This is a genomic window from Nocardioides koreensis, from assembly GCF_039531775.1.
Classification (GTDB): Bacteria; Actinomycetota; Actinomycetes; order Propionibacteriales; family Nocardioidaceae; genus Nocardioides; species Nocardioides koreensis.
This window is the reverse complement of the sequence record NZ_BAAAQR010000006.1, coordinates 62,929-80,465: the sequence shown is the minus strand read 5'-3', so window position 1 is coordinate 80,465 and position 17,537 is coordinate 62,929. Positions and strand designations below refer to the sequence as shown.

Genomic DNA, 17,537 nt, shown 5'->3' with positions numbered 1-17,537 from the left:
ACTTCCTCGTCCCGAGATGGGGTCCATATTCCCGACAGCGCGGACAATCCGCCGTGCCCGGGTCACCGTCGTTGTCGCCATTTGAGACACACCCGTAACACCGCACCCGCGATGCTTATGCCGCTGCCCGATCGGGTGGCGCCCTTTCGGGCTGAAGGGATCCGAGCAGCCTTCCCCCGACAGGGCGATCAGAACCGCACCGCACTCGCTGGTCGCGGTTGCGCCAACAGAGGTCGCCGGACGATCCGGGTCGCAACACCACAAGCGACCCAAGGAGCATCCTGATGAGCACTGCCAGCGCCACGGCCCGTTCGAGTCGCGCCGCGACCGACCAATCGGGATCGCGCGGCAAGAAGCGCACGCTGCTCGCCGATGTCGGCCGGTACACCGTCGCCGAGGCCGCGGCAGCCGCCGCCGAGCTCTGGCCCGGGTTGGGTGCCCTCCCTGGGGATCAGGAGCCTGTCCTGAGGTCCATTGACCGGATCGCGAAGTGGGCCGACCTCCACGGCATTGAGGCGCTCGCCGACCTCGCCGGGGAGATCGTCACCGAGATGGTCGCGGACCTGTGCGAGGAGGCGTTCTCGGCCGCGCCCACTCCGCAGGTCGGGGTCAGCATGGCGCACCGGCAGAACCAGTTCCTGCTCGACCGGGCACACACGCTGCGCAACCTTTGCAGCGCCCTGCGAACCACGGTGCTGATCGCCCGCCCGGGCCCGTTAGGCCGGCGATCTCAGCGCGTTCAGTCCGACACCATCGACGTCGGGCTGCCTGGGCTCCCCGACCGAACCGGTTTCAAGGGCCGGCCGCTACGCAAGGACGAGACCCTGCTCAATCGTCTGATGATCGAGCTCGATATCCGCGAGCAGGCCACCGTGCAGCCCCTGCACCTGTATCTGCTCGCGGAGACCGGCGTAGCCGGGACCGCCGGTTCCCGGGCCGTCGTCGGCGACCTCGACCACCCGCTGACGCCCACCTCCATCACCGTCGCCGGCCTTCGCGGCCGCGGCCCGCGGACGATCCCGCTCGACCCGTGGGTGCAGGGTGTCTTCGCCCGCACCCTGCCCCGCACCCGGGGCGGCGCGGAGCAGCCCCTGACCTACTCCGGCGACAACATCGGCAAGGCATCGGCCGGCTCATCCACCGGACCGGCCCTCATGCGCCAGATGCGACGCGCCGGCATCACCGGCACCGACATCCAGGCCAAGAGCCTGACCAAGTGGCGCTGCGACCACACCCTCTGCACCACCGGAGACATCGAGGCAGCCCTCGTCATTCACGGCGGCACCCGCCAGAACCTGTTCGACGCCCTCGGCTACACCAAGGACGAGCTCGACAGCTACTCCGGCCTCCTACACATCCTCGACACAAACGGCGCGGTCGTCGGACAAATGCCTGCGCACCAGTGGAACAACGCCCGGCCTCACCTCGGGGACGGCGACGCGGCCCCGACACCACTGACCGCCGCCTGACCGACCACCCTCCCGTCGACCCCGGACGCCCACGGGCGGCCCACCAGCAACTTCACAACTACATCTACGCGCGTCGGCTGGCCGCCGGGCAATCCGCCTCGAGAGGAGGTGATCACTTTGCCTGGCGAGCCCGGCAGCCAGCCCCGGCGCAACAGGGCCAGCAAGACAGCGACGCACCCAGTGACCGGGCACATCATGCCCAGCCTCAGTTCACAAGGCCGCCGGAGAGTGCCACTGCGCCAGAGGCGCGATCAACGGCCGTAGTGGATCCGTCCGACCGGAAATCCCCTGGTGCTGCGCTGAGCCGGACCAAATCGCCGGTCGGCAGCCGGCGCCACCACTGCCCAGCGTTGTCCTGGAATGACCACCCGAGATACAGACCCGGTGGTCGCTTGGCGGCGTCCGGCAGGCTCTCCAGGGCAGGGGTGAGATCGCCGACGAACTTGGGACTAACGATCTCGATCGGGCCGGTGAGCCCGAGCACCGCCACTCCAGTAGCCCGGTCGCTCACCTCGCAGGCGGCACCGGGGACAGCTGTGGACGCTGATGGGCCTACGAAAACCTCAACGCGGAGGTGATAGATCGGCACCTGCGAGGCATTCTGGACCGTCACCGGAATGCTCGTCGGGTACACGACGCCCTGGCCCCGAGTCGTCACGGGCAAGGAGCTGCCCGGGACGAAGGTGCTGGAGATGCGCGGCCCGACCCACTCCATCTCTCCGGCCCACACGGCAACGAGCACCGCTTGTCCCCGCCGAACATCCTCGTCACGAGCCGCATCTCGGCGCTGCTCGAGAACGAAGGTGCGACGTGTCTGCACGGCCGCGTACCCGGCCGCCAACAGGGCGGCGAAGGTGGACACCGCGCCAACCCAATCGGCAAGAGTCCCCGGTACACCTCCGAGTACGCCTCCAACGGCAACGGCCGTCGCGAACACCAGCAGCCCGACCAGCACAAGCCACACGAACAGCCGCGTCTCAGGGTTCTCTGGCCCGTCACTCTGCACGCGCGACATGATGCCCGCCGGCCGGCACGCAGGTGATCAGTTCGCTGAAGACTCGGGCCCCGGGACCGGTCGTTCGCGCCGCGGCCTGCACGCGATCCGAGTACCTCTGCGGGCCAGGGGGTGGCTGAGGCAGGATGACGCCCGTGTCTGTCACCATCCATGAGGTTCTCGAGGGGCTCCGCGGTTCAGCGCTGGATGAGCGCGACAAGGGGGACAGGTTCGAGCGGCTGGTGCTCAATCTCTTGCGCACCGAGCCGGAGTGGGTGAGCCGCTTCGAGGACGTCTGGCTGTGGTCGGAGTGGCCGGGCCGTGATGGCCGCCCGGACACCGGCGTGGACCTCGTGGCCAAGCTGCGAGACCGGGACGGGTACGCCGCGATCCAGTGCAAGTTCTATGACCCGGCGCACCGGGTCTCGAAGGGCGACCTGGACACATTCCTGTCCGCCTCTGGTGGGGTCGAGTTCGTGTCGCGGTACTTCTTCGACACCGCGGATGACTGGAACACGAACGCCACCGAGACCGCCCGGCACCAGGCGGTGCCCGTGCAGCGCGTCGACCTGGCGTACCTGGACGAGGCGAAGATCGACTGGGACCAGTACTCCTGGTCCACCCCGGAGGTGCTGGTCCGCACCGGGCCGAAGCAACTGCGGCTCGACCAGGAGCAGGCGGTCAAGGAGGTCATCACCGGGCTGGCAGCCCACGACCGGGGCAAGATGATCCGCGCCTGCGGCACCGGCAAGACCTTTACCTCCTTGAAGGTCGCCGAGCAGCTGGTCGGCGTCGGCGGCCGGGTGCTATTCCTGGTGCCCTCGATCCAACTGCTCTCCCAATCGCTGCGCGAGTGGATGCAGGAGACCGAGGTCGACATCCGCCCGTTCGCGGTCTGCTCCGATGTCCGTGTCGGCCGCAAGACCTCCGACGAGGGCGAGATCTCCACCATCGACCTCACCGAGCCGGCGACCACCGACGCCGCCACCCTCGTGGAGCGGATGGCGGCCTGTCGGCACGCCACACCCCGAATGGACGTGGTGTTCTCCACCTACCAGTCCATCGACGTCATCGCCAAGGCCCAGCGCCAAGGGCTCGACGACTTCGACCTCATCATCTGCGACGAGGCCCACCGCACCACCGGCGTCACGCTGGCCGACGCCGACGAGTCCCACTTCGTCAAGGTCCACGACAACGACTTCCTCCGGGCCGCCAAGCGGCTCTACATGACCGCCACGCCGCGGGTGTTCGGCGAGGAGGTCAAGCGCAAGGCCGCCGAGGCCGACGCGGTGCTCGCCGACATGAGTGATGAGGCCGTCTTCGGTCCCGAACTGCACCGGCTGGGCTTCGGCGACGCGGTCGAGGCCGACCTGCTCACCGACTACAAGGTGCTGGTCCTCGCGGTCGACGAGAAGTACGTCGCGGAGAACTTCCAGCACGCCATGGCCACCTCCGGCGAGATCGCCCTGGGGGACGCGGCAAAGCTGCTCGGCTGCTGGAACGGCCTGGCCAAGCACTTCATCGACCCCGGCGAGAGCGAGACCGACCCGACGCCGATGCGCCGCGCCGTGGCTTTCGCTAAGGACATTCGCGCCTCCAAGCAGGCATCAGAGTCCTTTCCCGCCCTGGTCGACCGCGCCGTGGACGGCGACCCCGAGGGACGCACCGCCGGCCGCGGCGGCCCTCGGATCGAATCCATTCACGTTGACGGCACCATGGGGGTCCAGGAGCGCAACAAGCACCTCGCCTGGCTGAAGGCCGAACCCACCGACGGCACCTGCCGGGTGCTCACCAACGCCCGCTGTCTGTCCGAGGGCGTCGACGTGCCCGCCCTCGACGCCGTCATGTTCCTGACCCCTCGCGGCTCACAAGTCGACGTCGTCCAGGCCGTCGGCCGGGTCATGCGCAAGGCACCCGGCAAGAAACTCGGCTACATCATCCTGCCCGTGGTGGTGCCGTCCGGCCTATCTGCCTCTGAGGCGCTCAACGACAACAAGCGCTACCAGGTCGTCTGGCAAGTACTCCAGGCACTGCGCTCCCATGACGAGCGCTTCCACGCGATGATCAACCAGATCGAGCTCAACAAGCAGCCCCCAGAACGGCTGATCGTCGACAGCGGCACCCCGCTCCCAGAAACCGAGCACCCCTCCAGTGACGAGCGGCAAGAGCGGTCGCAGCAGCAGAGCGAACAGCTCATGCTGCAGTTCGACCTCGCCGAGTTCCGCGACGCCATGTACGCCCGCATCGTCAAGAAGGTCGGCGAGCGCAAGTACTGGGAGAAGTGGGCCTCCGACATTGCCGACATCGCTCAAGCCCACATCACCCGCATCAAGGGCCTCATCGCCGACCAAGAGACCCCGCAGGCCAAGGAGTTCGCCGCGTTCCTCGACGGGCTCCGGGGCAACCTCAACGAATCCATCACCGCGGACGAGGCCGTGGAGATGCTCGCCCAGCACCTCATCACCCGGCCCATCTTCGAGGCACTGTTCGCCGGCTACGACTTCGCCGAGCACAACCCGGTCGCCCAGACGATGGAGCTGATGCTGGCCAGCCTCGACGAGCACAGCCTCGAGGCCGAGCAGCAGTCCCTGGACCGCTTCTACGCGTCGGTCCGCCGGCGTGTTGAGGGCGTTCGGGACGCCGAGGGCAAGCAGAAGGTCATCGTCGAGCTCTACGACAACTTCTTCGCCACCGCCTTCAAGAAGACCGTCGACAGACTGGGCATCGTCTACACCCCGATCGAGATCGTCGACTTCATCCTCCGCTCCGCCGACGAGGTGCTCCGCGCTGAGTTCGGCCAAGGGCTTACCGACGAAGGCGTGCACATCCTCGACGGCTTCACCGGCACCGGGACCTTCATCGTCCGGCTCCTCCAGTCCGGACTCATAGAGCCGCACGACCTGGCGCGCAAGTACGCGAACGAGCTGCACGCCAACGAGATGCTGCTGCTCGCGTACTACATCGCGGCGGTCAACATCGAGAGCACCTACGCCGCACTCGCCAACGGCGACGGCAGCGCACCTGGCACTTATGAGCCGTTCCCTGGCCTGGTGCTCACCGACACCTTCCAGTCCTACGAGGACGGTGACCGCGACGACCTCGACATCTTCCCGGCGAACAACGAGCGCATCGAACGTCAGCGTCAGCTACCCATCACCGTCATTGTCGGCAACCCGCCGTACTCGGTCGGACAAGACTCAGCGAACGATGACAACGCCAACACCAAGTACCCCACCATCGACGCCGCGATCCGAAGCACATACGCCGCTCGCTCGACAGGCGTGCTCAGCAGAAACCTCTATGACTCCTACATCCGCGCCATCAAGTGGGCGTCGCTGCGGATCCAGAACCGGGGTGTCATCGCATTCGTGACCAACGGCGGCTGGCTCGAGGCCAACGCGATGGATGGAATGCGGCTGGCTCTCGCGGAGGAGTTCAGTTCCATCCATGTTTTCAACCTCCGTGGAAACCAGCGGACGGCCGGCGAGCAGTCGCGCAAGGAGGGAGGCAAGATCTTTGGCGGCGGTTCCCGGGCGACGGTTGCGATCACCGTCCTGGTCAAGAATCCGGACAAGGCTGGCCGCGCGACGATCAAGTACTCCGACATCGGCGACTACCTGACTCGCGAGCAAAAGCTCGCGCTCGTCGTGGAGGCGGGACGTGTTACAGCCCTCGATGGCGGCATTCTCACGCCGAACGATCACGGCGACTGGGTGAATCAGCGACGGGACGACTTCTCGCGCCACCTCGCGTTATCGCCCAAGGGAGAAACCGCTTCCGTGTTTGCGGCCCAATCGCTTGGCTTCTCTACTAACAGGGACTCCTGGGTGGTGTCCTCGTCGCACCCGAGGCTTGAGACGCGGGCTCAGGATATGATCTCGACGTTCAATGCGTGCATCGATACCGGGATCCGAGATCGCGATCCCAGCCGGATCAGTTGGTCAGCGACGTTGGAAGGGCGCTTCACCCGGCGTCGGAAGATCGATGCGCATAGTCTGCGCCTGGCCAAAGCGACGTACCGGCCCTTCATGAAGCAGTGGATTGCGCTCGCTGACGGGCTGATCGATCGACCTGGCGCCGGCCCGCGCCTCTTTGGCGTCGGAGGCAATCTGGGGCTCTCCGTTCTTGCCCCGATTGATCGCACCCCCTTCACGACTTTCATGGTGAGTTCAGCACCCAACCTCAATCTGATGATGGATGCGGTTCAGTTTTTCCCTCGCTGGACGTGGGAGGCGGCTGACGGTGGCTTCAACTTCGGCGGTGACAGCGAGGTTGTCGATGGCCACCGCAGGGTGGACAACGTCACGGACGAAGCACTGCGCCGATGGCAGTCGGCGTACGACGACAGTTGGACGAAGGACGACATCTTCTTCTACTGCTACGGGATTCTGCACTCCCCGGACTACCGCGAGTCTTACGCCGCGGACTTGAAGAAGTCGCTGCCGCGGATCCCATTCGTGGCGAATGCGAAGGACGCCCGTGCGTTCGTCGACGCCGGCAGGGCGTTGGGAGAGCTGCACATCAACTACGAACGCGTCGAGCCGTATCCGCTCGAGGGTCTGCATCCGGCCGGGGCGCCCGAGGGCGCGGAGGCGTACGCCTTCTACGCGGTCGGTGAGAAGAAGATGCGGTTCGGTAGGCCGACAGCCGAGCAGACGGCGGCGGGGCACAAGGTCGACCGGAGCGTCATCCACTACAACGACCAGCTCGCGGTCAGCGGCGTCCCCTCGGCTGCGTACCGCTACATGTTGGGGTCACGCTCAGCGATCGAGTGGATCATCGACCGCTACTACGTGAGAACAGACAAAGCCTCCGGCATCGTGAACGATCCCAACGACTGGTCCCGTGAGGCCGGCCAGCCGCGGTACATCCTGGACCTGCTCGCTCGCGTCGTGACCGTCAGTGTCGAGACGACGAGGATTGTTGACTCGCTGCCGGGGCTGGAGGTTGCGGCTGACGGCTGACTGGGCGCCCGAAGAAGAACGGCGAGGTCGGCCTCGGGCATACTGTGCGCGGGTCGGCCAAGCCAGTCGAACTACACCGGCGTTATCCCGAGGGTTCTCCCCAGCGAAGTCCGGAAAGTTAGCCTGACTGCTACTCCGACCCACCGCCCCAGTAGCTCAGCGGATAGAGCAGCCGCCTCCTAAGCGAAAGGTCGCAGGTTCGACTCCTGCCTGGGGCACCAACACCCGGTCCGCCGTAGCTAGGTCTTCATCCGGACGGCGACGGAGCGCAGCGCGACGACCGCTTCCTCGAGCGTCCGCAACGCCTCCTCGGTGAGCGGTCGCACCGACGGCGGCGCCCACTCGACGGTTCCGCTCAGCATGAGCTGCGCGCGTGACACGTCCATGATCGCGTCGACGAGCTGGTCCCTGACCTCTCGCGTCTCGACGCTCGAGCCTGCTGCCATGATCCCTCCCCCGGGAAACTGGATCCACGGACATCTTTACCCGACGCCGCCCCGGACGGGGAAGGGTTTCTCGATCCCCGGTAATCCCCGGTGTCCCCCACTGGGGTCAGGGCACGACCTCGAACCGGATGCCCGTCGCCTGCAGCCGCGCGATCAGGTTGTCGCCCATCGCCGCCGCGGTGGTCACCTGTCCGGCGGTGGTCGGGTTGTCGTCGAAGGCGAGGCACATGGCGGACTCGGCGAGCATCTTGGCGGTCTCGGTGTAGCCGGGATCGCCGCCGGACACCCGGGTGTGGACGCTGCGGCCGTCGCCCTCGCCGACGAAGTCCACGGTGAACCACGACTTCTCGCGCTTGGCCAGGTCGGGCCCCTCGCCCTGCTTGATCCTGCCGAGCAGCAGGTTGCGCAGCGGCCGGACCTGCGCGACCACGGCCAGGGTGCCGACGCCGGCCGCACCGCCCGCGGCGTACCGCAGCGTCTTCGCCCCGGCGTAGTGGGAGTAGCGGAACCTCGGGCCGTACGACGCGAGCGCCGCCCCGCTGCGGGCCACGACGAACGGGTCGATCGTGGGCAGCGGCAGCAGCCAGAGCCCGAGCTCGCCGTCACGGTGGGGCTTGCCGCCCACCGCCCGGGACGAGCGGCCCTCCGGGCGCGGCTCGACCCGCCGCCGGGCCCCGGAGGCCTCCTTCATCTGCCGCGCCCGCGACATCGCGGTCATCGCGGAGTGGAAGGTGCCGCCGGAGAACATGCCGCTGGCGCGCACGACGCCGCGCACCGACACCGGGCCGCTCGCCTTGAGCTGCTGGACCGTGAACAGCGCCCCGAGGTCGTGCGGGATCGAGTCGAAGCCGCACGCGTGCACGATCCGGGCCCCGGTCCGTTCGGCGGTCGCGTGGTGCGCGACGTACATCCGGTCGACGAACTCGGGCTCACCGGTGAGGTCGACGTAGTCGGTTCCGGCCTCGGCGCAGGCGGCGACCAGCGGCTCGCCGTACGTCAGGTACGGGCCGACGGTGGTGATCACCACCCGCGCGCGCCCGGCGACGTCGGCCAGCGACGTCGGGTCGGTGACGTCGGCGTGGAGGAGCTCCAGCCTCTTCAGCTCCGGGTCGAGGTCGGCGAGGCGGTCGCGGACCCGCGCCAGCTTGTCGGGGCTGCGCCCGGCGAGGGCCCAGCGCAGCCCGGCGGGTGCGTGCCGGGCGAGGTACTCCGCCGTCAGCTGGCCGGTGAAGCCGGTCGCTCCGAAGAGCACGAGGTCGAACTCACGGTCTGCGTTGCGCGCGTCAGCCATGTCCGGAGGCTAGCCCGGCCGGCCCAGCCCCTCGGCGCGACGACCGCTCTCCGGACCCTCCCGGGGCGGGCCGCCCCGACGTACCCTGAAACGCATGTGCCGCAACATCCGCCCGCTGAACAACTTCGAGCCGCCGGCCAGCCGCGACGAGGTCACGGCGGCCGCCCTGCAGTACGTCCGCAAGGTCAGCGGGACCACCAAGCCGTCGCTGGCCAACCAGGAGGCCTTCGACCACGCCGTCCGCGAGATCGCGCACCTCACCCAGCACCTCCTCGACGACCTGGTCACCACCGCCCCTCCGAAGAACCGCGAGGTCGAGGCCGACAAGGCACGGGCCCGCGCAGCGCTGCGCTACGCCCGATGAGCGTGGTCTCGACAGGCTCGACCACCGAGGCCGGTTCGACCACCGAGGCCGGTTCGACCACCGAGGCCGGCTCGACCACCGAGGCCGGCTCGACCACCGAGCCCGGGGTCGATGAGGCGCTCGACCTCCTGCGTGGCCGGCCCCTCGTCGTGCTCACCGGCGCCGGGCTGTCCACCGACTCCGGCATCCCCGACTACCGGGGCCCCGGCTCGCCGCCGCGGATGCCGATGACCTACCAGGAGTTCGTGTCCGGCCCGCAGGCACGGCAGCGGTACTGGGCGCGCAGCCACCTCGGCTGGGGCCGGATGCGGCGCGCGGACCCGAACCCCGGCCACCACGCGCTGGCCCGCCTCGACCCCGGGCTGCTGATCACCCAGAACGTCGACGGCCTCCACGAGCGGGCCGGTTCCCGCCGGCTGGTCGCCCTGCACGGCCGGATCGCGGAGGTGGTCTGCCTCGGCTGCCGGGCCACCGCCTCCCGGGTGTCGCTGCACGAGCGACTGACCGCCCTCAACCCCGGCTTCGCCGAGCGGCACCGGGCCGCGGAGAGCCGGCCGGACGGCGACGTCGAGCTCGAGGAGACCGCGGGGTTCGTGGTCCCGGGCTGCCCGGAGTGCGACGGCATCCTCAAGCCGCACGTCGTGTTCTTCGGCGAGAACGTCCCGCCGCCGCGGGTCGAGCGCTGCTACGCGGCGGTCGACGCGCTCGCCGACGCCGGCGGCGCGCTGCTGGTGGCCGGCTCCTCGCTCACCGTGATGAGCGGCCTCCGGTTCGTGCGCCGGGCGGCCAGGAACGGCACCCCCGTGGTCATCGTGAACCGGGGCACGACCCGCGGCGACGAGCTGGCGTCGTACAAGCTCGAGACCGGCTGCAGCGAGTTCCTGACCCGCCTGGCGGCCTGAACCGGGTCGGGCGGCTCAGAGGCGGCGCACGAAGATGTGGTCGGCCGCCTCCGGCACGACCTCGGCGCTCTCCCCGCCGGACCCGACCAGCACGCCCTCGGCGGTCGCGACGACCGTGATCGTCTTGTCGGGCAGGGCGCCGACCCGGCGCAGGGCGCTCATCAGCGTCTCGTCCTTCTGCATCTCCTCGGAGATGCGCCGCACGATCACCCGGCCCTCCTCGGGGCTGGCGACCTTCGAGAGCGGCTCGACGCCGTCCATGAACTCCTCGCCGACGGCGCTCTCGCCGAGCTCGTCGAGGCCCGGGATCGGGTTGCCGTACGGCGACTGCGTGGGGTGGTCGAGCAGCTCGACGAGGCGGCGCTCGACGGTCTCCGACATCACGTGCTCCCAGCGGCACGCCTCCTCGTGGACCAGCTCCCAGTCCAGGCCGATCACGTCGGTGAGCAGCCGCTCCGCGAGCCGGTGCTTGCGCATCACCCGCGTCGCCAGCCGCAGGCCCTCCTCGGTGAGCTCGAGGTGCCGGTCGCCCTGGACGGTGAGCAGCCCGTCGCGCTCCATCCGGGCGACGGTCTGCGACACCGTGGGCCCGCTCTGGTGCAGCCGCTCCGCGATGCGGGCACGCAGCGGCACGATGCCCTCCTCCGCCAGCTCGTAGATGGTGCGGAGGTACATCTCGGTGGTGTCGATCAGGTCGCTCACTGGTTCATTCTGACGCATCACCGACGCGTCCCCGACGGCGCTGGCCGACCCGTGGCACAGTGGGGCGCGATGGCCTCCTCGACACCCGCCGTGATGTGGTTCCGCCGCGACCTGCGACTCGCCGACAACCCTGCGCTGCTCGAGGCCGCCGCCGACGGCGACGTGCTCCCGCTCTTCGTGCTCGACCCGGCGCTGTGGGGTCCCGCCGGCCCCAGCCGACGGGCCCAACTCGGCGCCTCGCTCCGCGCGCTCGACGCCTCGCTGCGCCAGCGGCAGGCGTCATTGTCGGTGGTCCGCGGCGATCCGGTACGCCGCGTGGTGCAGGCCGCGCGCGAGGTCGGCGCCGGCCGGGTCCACGTCGCCGCGGACTTCGGCCCCTACGGCCACCGCCGCGACCGCGCGGTCGAGAAGGCGCTGGCCGAGCACGGGATCGAGCTGGTCCGCACCGGCTCGCCGTACGCCGTGGCGCCGGGCCGGGTCACCAACGGGTCGGGCGACCCGTACAAGGTCTTCACGCCGTTCTCGAAGGCCTGGGCCGAGCACGGCTGGCGGGCTCCGGTGGACGCGCCGGCCGGGGCGTCCTGGCTGGCCCTCGACGACACCACCGACATCCCCGACCCGGAGCTGCCCGACGGGCTGGAGCTGCCCGAGGCCGGCGAGCGGGCGGCCGCCCGGCGCTGGCGGGACTTCCTCGACGAGCGCGTCGGCGACTACGACACCGACCGGGACAAGCCGGGCGTCGAGGGGACCTCGCGCATGTCGGTGCACCTGAAGTGGGGCGAGATCCACCCGCGCACGATGCTGGCCGACCTGGCCCGCTCCCGGTCCCAGGGGGCGGCGACCTACCGCAAGGAGCTGGCCTGGCGGGAGTTCTACGCCGACGTGCTGTTCCACCGCCCCGAGACGGCGCGGGAGTACCTCCGCCCGGAGTTCGCGCGGATGCCCTACGACGAGCCCGGCGAGCAGCTCGAGGCGTGGCAGCGCGGCCGCACCGGCTTCCCGATCGTGGACGCCGGCATGCGCCAGCTGCGGGCCACCGGCTGGATGCACAACCGGGTGCGGATGATCGTGGCCAGCTTCCTGGTCAAGGACCTGCACCTCGAGTGGCAGCACGGCGCCCGGCACTTCATGCACTGGCTCGTCGACGGCGACCTGGCCTCCAACCAGCACGGCTGGCAGTGGACCGCCGGCTGCGGCACCGACGCGGCGCCGTTCTTCCGGGTCTTCAACCCGACCAGCCAGGGCCGCAAGTTCGACCCGGCCGGGGGCTACGTCCGGCGCTGGGTCGAGGAGCTGGCCGGGGTCGAGGACCCGCACGAGCCCGACGACGAGGTGCGGCGCCAGGTGGGCTACCCGTCGCCGGTCGTCGACCACAAGGAGGAGCGCCGCGAGGCGCTGGACCGCTGGGAGAAGATCCGCGCATGACCACCTCGACCTCGCTGGCCCCCGACCTGCTGGTGCCCCGCCGCTTCTGCGGGCCGCCGTCCTCGGGCAACGGCGGCTGGACCTCCGGGGCGCTCGCCGCGCTGATCCCCCACGACTGCCCGGACGACCGGTCGCGGTCGTGGCCGACGATCCGGGTCGCGCTGCGACAGCCGCCCCCGCTGGACACCCCGATGTCGGTGAGCGAGGACGAGGACGGCTCGACGGTCGCCACCATCGATGGTGCGGTCGTGGCCCGCGCGACCGTGGTGGCCGACGAGCCGACGACGGTCGACCCGGTCCCGGCCGAGGAGGCCCGGGCCGCCTCCGCGACCTACCCGGGTCTGGCCTCGCACCCGTTCCCGACCTGCTTCGTGTGCGGGACCGCCCGCGGCGAGGGCGACGGGCTGCGGATCTTCCCCGGCCGGGTCGCCGACCAGGACGGCGCGACCCGCATCGCCGCCACCTGGTCGCCGCACCCGAGCGTCGGCGAGGACTTCCACTCCTACGTCGACGAGCACCCGCGCGCCTCGCTGGCGACCACCTGGGCGGCGCTGGACTGCATCGGTGGCTGGGCCGGCGACCTCACCGAGCGGCTGATGGTGCTCGCCGGGATGACCGCGCGCGTGGACGCGCTGCCGGTGATCGGCGAGCAGCACGTGGTCGTGGGGCTGGCCCGCGGCCGCGAGGGCCGCAAGACCTTCACGGCGTCCACGCTCTACGACGCCGACGGCCGCGTCGTCGCCTGTGCCGAGCACGTGTGGGTGGCCGTCGACCCCGCGGCCTTCGCCTGAGCCGTCGCGCGTCCGCGCAACGTCGTACGGGATGGCTGCCCGGGCGGCCGTCCCGCATGACGTCCCGGGGCGTCCCCAGATCAGGGCACCCCAAATTGACTAGTCCCCCTCGGCCTCGGAACACTTGATCACATGGGTTGGAACGATCAAATCGAGTGGTGGCGCCACGCAGCCATCTACCAGGTCTACGTCCGCAGCTTCGCCGACGGCGACGGTGACGGGGTCGGGGACCTCCCCGGCATCACCGCGCGGCTGCCGTACCTGCGCGACCTCGGCGTGGACGCGCTGTGGATCACGCCGTTCTACACCTCGCCGCAGAACGACCACGGCTACGACGTCGCCGACTACTGCGACGTCGACCCGCTGTTCGGCAGCCTGTCGGACGCCGACGCACTGCTCGACCGCGCGCACGAGCTCGGGCTCAAGGTGATCGTCGACCTCGTCCCCAACCACACCTCCGACGCCCACGAGTGGTTCCGGGCGGCGCTGGCCGCCGGCCCGGGCAGCCCGGAGCGCGAGCGCTACCTCTTCCGCGAGGGCCGCGGCGAGGGTGGCGCCGAGCCCCCGAACAACTGGGACTCCGTCTTCGGCGGCCCCGCGTGGACGCGGGTCGAGGACGGGCAGTGGTACCTCCACCTCTTCGACAGCACCCAGCCCGACCTCAACTGGCGTCACCCCGAGGTCGCCGAGATGTTCGAGGACGTGCTGACCTTCTGGCTCGACCGCGGCGTCGACGGCTTCCGCGTCGACGTGGCGCACGGGCTGTTCAAGGAGGAGAGCCTGCGCGACCAGTTGGTCGACGAGGACCGGCCGGCCACCCAGCTGCCCAGCGCGATGGTCGAGCGCCGCCTCCGGGACGAGCCGATGTGGGACCAGCCCGAGGTGCACGACGTCTACCGCCGCTGGCGGCAGATCCTGGACAAGTACGACGGCGACCGGATGGACGTCGCCGAGGCCTGGACCCAGACCCCAGAGTCGCTGGCCCGGTTCGTGCGCCCGGACGAGATGCACCAGTCGTTCAACTTCGCCTGGCTGCTCGCCGACTGGTCGGCCCTGGCCTTCGCCGAGGTCATCACCGGCACCCTCGCCGCGCTCGAGCCGGTCGGCGCCACCCCGACCTGGGTGCTCAGCAACCACGACGTGATCCGGCACGTGACCCGCTACGGCGGCGGCGCGCAGGGCCTCGCGCGTGCCCGCGCGGCCACGCTGGCGATGCTCGCGCTGCCCGGCTCGTCGTACCTCTACCAGGGCGAGGAGCTCGGCCTCGAGCAGGCCGACGTGCACCCCGACCACCGGCAGGACCCGTCGTGGTTCCGCACCGGCGAGGAGGGCCGCGACGGCTGCCGGGTCCCGATGCCGTGGGGTGGGCAGGAGCCGCCCTTCGAGTTCGGTCCGGGCTCCGCACAGCCGTGGATCCCGCAGCCGGCCGAGTGGGCCGACCGGACGGTCGAGGCGCAGGCCGGGGACCCCGGCTCGACCCTGTCGTTCTACCGCGAGGCGCTGCGGGTGCGCCGGACGTTCGCGACCAGCGCCGGCGACCATGTCGAGGTCATCCCGCAGGGTGGCGACGTGCTCATGTTCCGCCGCGGCCCGGTCACGGTGGTGCTCAACTGCGGCACCGAGCCGGCGGCTCTGCCGGCCGGCGACGTGCTGATGGCCAGCGGGCCGCTCGAGGGCCAGCTGCCGCCCGACACCGCGGCCTGGATCGGCTGAGGCCCCCCCGACGACGCGAACGCCGCGCCCCCGAGAGGGCGCGGCGTTCGGGTACCGGGATCGGCGGCGCCGGTCCGGCGCCGCCGGTCAGGTGGTGCGGGGCAGGTGGTGCGGGTCAGGTGGTGCGGGTCAGGCGCCGCCGTCGAGCGCGGCGTTGTAGCGGCCTAGAACGTTGGCGAAGCCCGCGAGCTCCTCGTCGGTCCAGTCGCCGAGGCGCTCGTCGAGCCAGCGCCGCCGGTCCTCGGCGACGTCCTTGATCCGGCGTACCGCGTCGGCGCTGGCCGACACCAGCGTCGCGCGGCCGTCCGCCGGGTCCGGGGTGCGGTCCACGAGGCCGAGCTCGACGAGGTGGTGGAGCTGACGGCTCACCGCCCCCTTGTCGATGCACAGCGCCTCGGCGATCCCGGAGCCACGCAGCGCGCCGTGGTCGGCGAGGTAGGCCAGCATCAGGTACGACGCGGGCTGCAGGTCCGGGTGGACGGCACGAGCCCGCTCCCACAGCACCCGCCGGATCCGGCGGATCATCACGCCGACCTCGCTCTCGAGCAGCCGGAGCGAATCGGCACGACGCGAACGGGTCGACGCGGTCATCGCGAGCTCAGCTCCGCCGTCGCCTCGGGAGCCAGCTCGTCCTCGCGGTCGATCGTGGTGCGCAGCGGCACCTCCTTGATGAACAGCACACACACGAATGCTGCCACCGCGAAGGGCAGGGCCACCAGGAAGATGTGGCCCGTCGCGTCACCGAAGGCGCCCTCGAAGATCGACTTCAGCGGGGCCGGCAGCGTGCTGACGTCCGGGATCTCGCCGTTGCCGTGCCCACCGAACCCCTTGACGAGCTCGGGGTGCGTCCTGGCCAGCGCCCTGACCCCGTCCTCGACGGAGGCGGCGACCTGGTGGGCCAGGACCGCGCCGAGCGCGGAGATGCCGATCGAGCCGCCCAGCGAGCGGAAGAACGCGACCACCGAGGAGGCCGCCCCCATGTCGGCCTGGGCGGTGTTGTTCTGCACGGCCAGCACCAGGTTCTGCATGGTGGCGCCCAGGCCAAGGCCCAGCACCGCCATGAAGGCGCCCACCCGCCACAGCGGGGTGGTGGCGTCGATGGTGCTCAGCAGGCCGATGCCGACGATGACCAGGGCCATGCCGCCGACCAGCCAGCGCTTCCACAGGCCGGTCGTGGTGATGACCCGGCCGGACACGATGCTCGAGACGAGCAGGCCGCCGACCATGCAGACCGACATCAGGCCGGCCTCGGTGGGGCTCATGCCGCGGGCCCGCTGGAAGTAGAGGCTCAGGTAGACCGTGGAGCCGAACATGGCCACGCCGATGAGGACGGACGCGACGGTCGCGAGCGACGTCGTACGGTCCTTGAACAGGCGCAGCGGGACGACCGGCTCGATCGCGACCTTCGCCTCGACGTACACCGCGAGGGCGATGACCACGGTGGCCAGGGCGACGAGGAGGAGGCTGGTGCCGGAGGTCCAGCCGAACTGCTGACCACCGAGGGAGACCCAGACCAGGAAGATCGAGACGCCGCCCACGAGCAGGAACGCGCCGAGGTAGTCGATGTGCACCTCGCGCTTGACGACGGGCAGGTGCAAGGTCTTCTGGAGCACGACGAACGCCAGGGCCGCGACCGGCAGCCCGGCGAAGAAGCACCACTCCCAGCCGACGGTGTCGACCAGGAGGCCACCGACGAGGGGGCCCGAGACCGTGGCGAGCGCGAAGACCGCGCCGATGTAGCCGGAGTAGCGGCCGCGCTCACGCGGCGACACCATCGAGGCGATGACGACCTGGACCAGGGCCGTCAGGCCGCCGACGCCGAGGCCCTGGACCGCACGGGCGCCGATCAGCACGCTCATCGAGGGCGCGAGGCCGGCGATGATCGAGCCGATCGAGAAGATCACCAGCGCGGACTGCACGAGGACCTTCTTGCTGAACAGGTCGGCGAGCTTGCCCCAGATCGGGGTGGTCGCGGTCATCGTCAGCATGGTGGCGACCACGACCCAGGTGTAGCCGGTCTGGCTGCCGTGCAGGTCGGAGACGATCGTCGGGAGCGCGTTCGAGACGATCGTGCTGGAGAGCATCGCCACGAACATGGCGAGGAGGAGGCCGCTGAGGGCCTCGAGCACCTCGCGGTGCGTCATCTGGCCGGCCTGCTCGGCGGAGGTGGGTGCTGCTTGGGTGGACAAGGAAGCTCGATTCGCGGGAGGTAGAAAAGTTGCCGGGAGCAACCATATCCCGAATGGTTGATATCGGCAACCAATGTGCGCGCGGCCACACCTGCCCCGGACATGCAGCGACCCGCAGACGTGGACCTCGAGCGAGGCCCGCTCCGGTGGACGTGATGACCGGATCGTCTGCGGGTCGGGTAGCTGCTGTGGATTCGCCAGCAGTACTTCGCTGACGGTTGCTGCTAGCGGGCAGCCACCTCACGCGTCCCATAAGAATTCATTCTTCGGACCACCTCCTTTCCCGT

13 protein-coding genes and 1 tRNA gene are annotated in these 17,537 nt (G+C 70.1%); 8 read left to right on the top strand and 6 right to left on the bottom strand.

What is annotated here, in order from left to right:
* The first annotated feature begins 218 nt into the window (after positions 1–218).
* Positions 219–1,469 carry a hypothetical protein gene (locus ABD268_RS11350; protein WP_344151663.1) on the top strand — a complete coding sequence of 417 codons (1,251 nt, stop codon included), beginning with the start codon at positions 219–221 and terminating at the stop codon, positions 1,467–1,469.
* Positions 1,470–1,674: 205 nt separating this feature from the next.
* Here the strand turns inward: ABD268_RS11350 and ABD268_RS11345 are convergent, their stop codons facing one another.
* A complete protein-coding gene (locus ABD268_RS11345; protein WP_344151660.1) occupies positions 1,675–2,484 on the bottom strand; it encodes a hypothetical protein in 810 nt (269 codons plus the stop codon).
* A gap of 134 nt (positions 2,485–2,618) precedes the next feature.
* On the opposite strand from ABD268_RS11345, the gene ABD268_RS11340 reads away from it, so the two are divergent.
* A complete protein-coding gene (locus ABD268_RS11340) occupies positions 2,619–7,427 on the top strand; it encodes a DEAD/DEAH box helicase (protein WP_344151657.1) in 4,809 nt (1,602 codons plus the stop codon).
* Positions 7,428–7,572: 145 nt separating this feature from the next.
* Positions 7,573–7,648 (top strand) — tRNA-Arg (locus ABD268_RS11335).
* A gap of 18 nt (positions 7,649–7,666) precedes the next feature.
* Here ABD268_RS11335 and ABD268_RS11330 read toward each other — a convergent pair.
* Positions 7,667–7,873, bottom strand: coding sequence for a hypothetical protein (locus ABD268_RS11330; protein WP_344151654.1), 207 nt, complete (start codon positions 7,871–7,873; stop codon positions 7,667–7,669).
* Between the two features lie 106 nt (positions 7,874–7,979).
* Positions 7,980–9,164 (bottom strand): saccharopine dehydrogenase family protein, encoded by a 1,185-nt coding sequence (locus tag ABD268_RS11325; protein WP_344151651.1) that lies wholly within the window; start codon positions 9,162–9,164, stop codon positions 7,980–7,982.
* 94 nt (positions 9,165–9,258) lie between these two features.
* On the opposite strand from ABD268_RS11325, the gene ABD268_RS11320 reads away from it, so the two are divergent.
* A complete protein-coding gene (locus ABD268_RS11320; protein ID WP_344151648.1) occupies positions 9,259–9,528 on the top strand; it encodes a DUF2277 domain-containing protein in 270 nt (89 codons plus the stop codon).
* Positions 9,525–10,430, top strand: a complete 906-nt coding sequence (locus ABD268_RS11315) for a Sir2 family NAD-dependent protein deacetylase (protein WP_344151645.1) — start codon at positions 9,525–9,527, stop codon at positions 10,428–10,430. The genes ABD268_RS11320 and ABD268_RS11315 overlap by 4 nt, the downstream gene beginning before the upstream one ends.
* A 15-nt stretch (positions 10,431–10,445) precedes the next feature.
* On the opposite strand, the gene ABD268_RS11310 is transcribed toward ABD268_RS11315, so the two are convergent.
* Positions 10,446–11,132 carry an iron-dependent transcriptional repressor DtxR gene (locus ABD268_RS11310; protein ID WP_344151642.1) on the bottom strand — a complete coding sequence of 229 codons (687 nt, stop codon included), beginning with the start codon at positions 11,130–11,132 and terminating at the stop codon, positions 10,446–10,448.
* 69 nt (positions 11,133–11,201) lie between these two features.
* Here ABD268_RS11310 and ABD268_RS11305 point away from each other — a divergent pair, with 69 nt between their 5' ends.
* From ABD268_RS11305 to ABD268_RS11295, 3 genes are all read left to right on the top strand, one after another.
* Positions 11,202–12,557 (top strand): cryptochrome/photolyase family protein, encoded by a 1,356-nt coding sequence (locus tag ABD268_RS11305; protein WP_344151639.1) that lies wholly within the window; start codon positions 11,202–11,204, stop codon positions 12,555–12,557.
* Positions 12,554–13,348: a hotdog family protein gene (locus tag ABD268_RS11300; RefSeq protein WP_344151636.1), complete on the top strand. Its 795-nt coding sequence runs from the start codon at positions 12,554–12,556 to the stop codon at positions 13,346–13,348. Before ABD268_RS11305 ends, ABD268_RS11300 begins: the two co-directional genes overlap by 4 nt.
* A 132-nt stretch (positions 13,349–13,480) precedes the next feature.
* Positions 13,481–15,061, top strand: coding sequence for a glycoside hydrolase family 13 protein (locus ABD268_RS11295; protein ID WP_344151633.1), 1,581 nt, complete (start codon positions 13,481–13,483; stop codon positions 15,059–15,061).
* 129 nt (positions 15,062–15,190) lie between these two features.
* Here ABD268_RS11295 and ABD268_RS11290 read toward each other — a convergent pair whose 3' ends face one another.
* A complete protein-coding gene (locus tag ABD268_RS11290) occupies positions 15,191–15,652 on the bottom strand; it encodes a MarR family winged helix-turn-helix transcriptional regulator (protein WP_344151630.1) in 462 nt (153 codons plus the stop codon).
* Positions 15,649–17,250: an MDR family MFS transporter gene (locus tag ABD268_RS11285; protein ID WP_344151627.1), complete on the bottom strand. Its 1,602-nt coding sequence runs from the start codon at positions 17,248–17,250 to the stop codon at positions 15,649–15,651. The genes ABD268_RS11290 and ABD268_RS11285 overlap by 4 nt, the downstream gene beginning before the upstream one ends.
* Between the last annotated feature and the right edge of the window lie 287 nt (positions 17,251–17,537).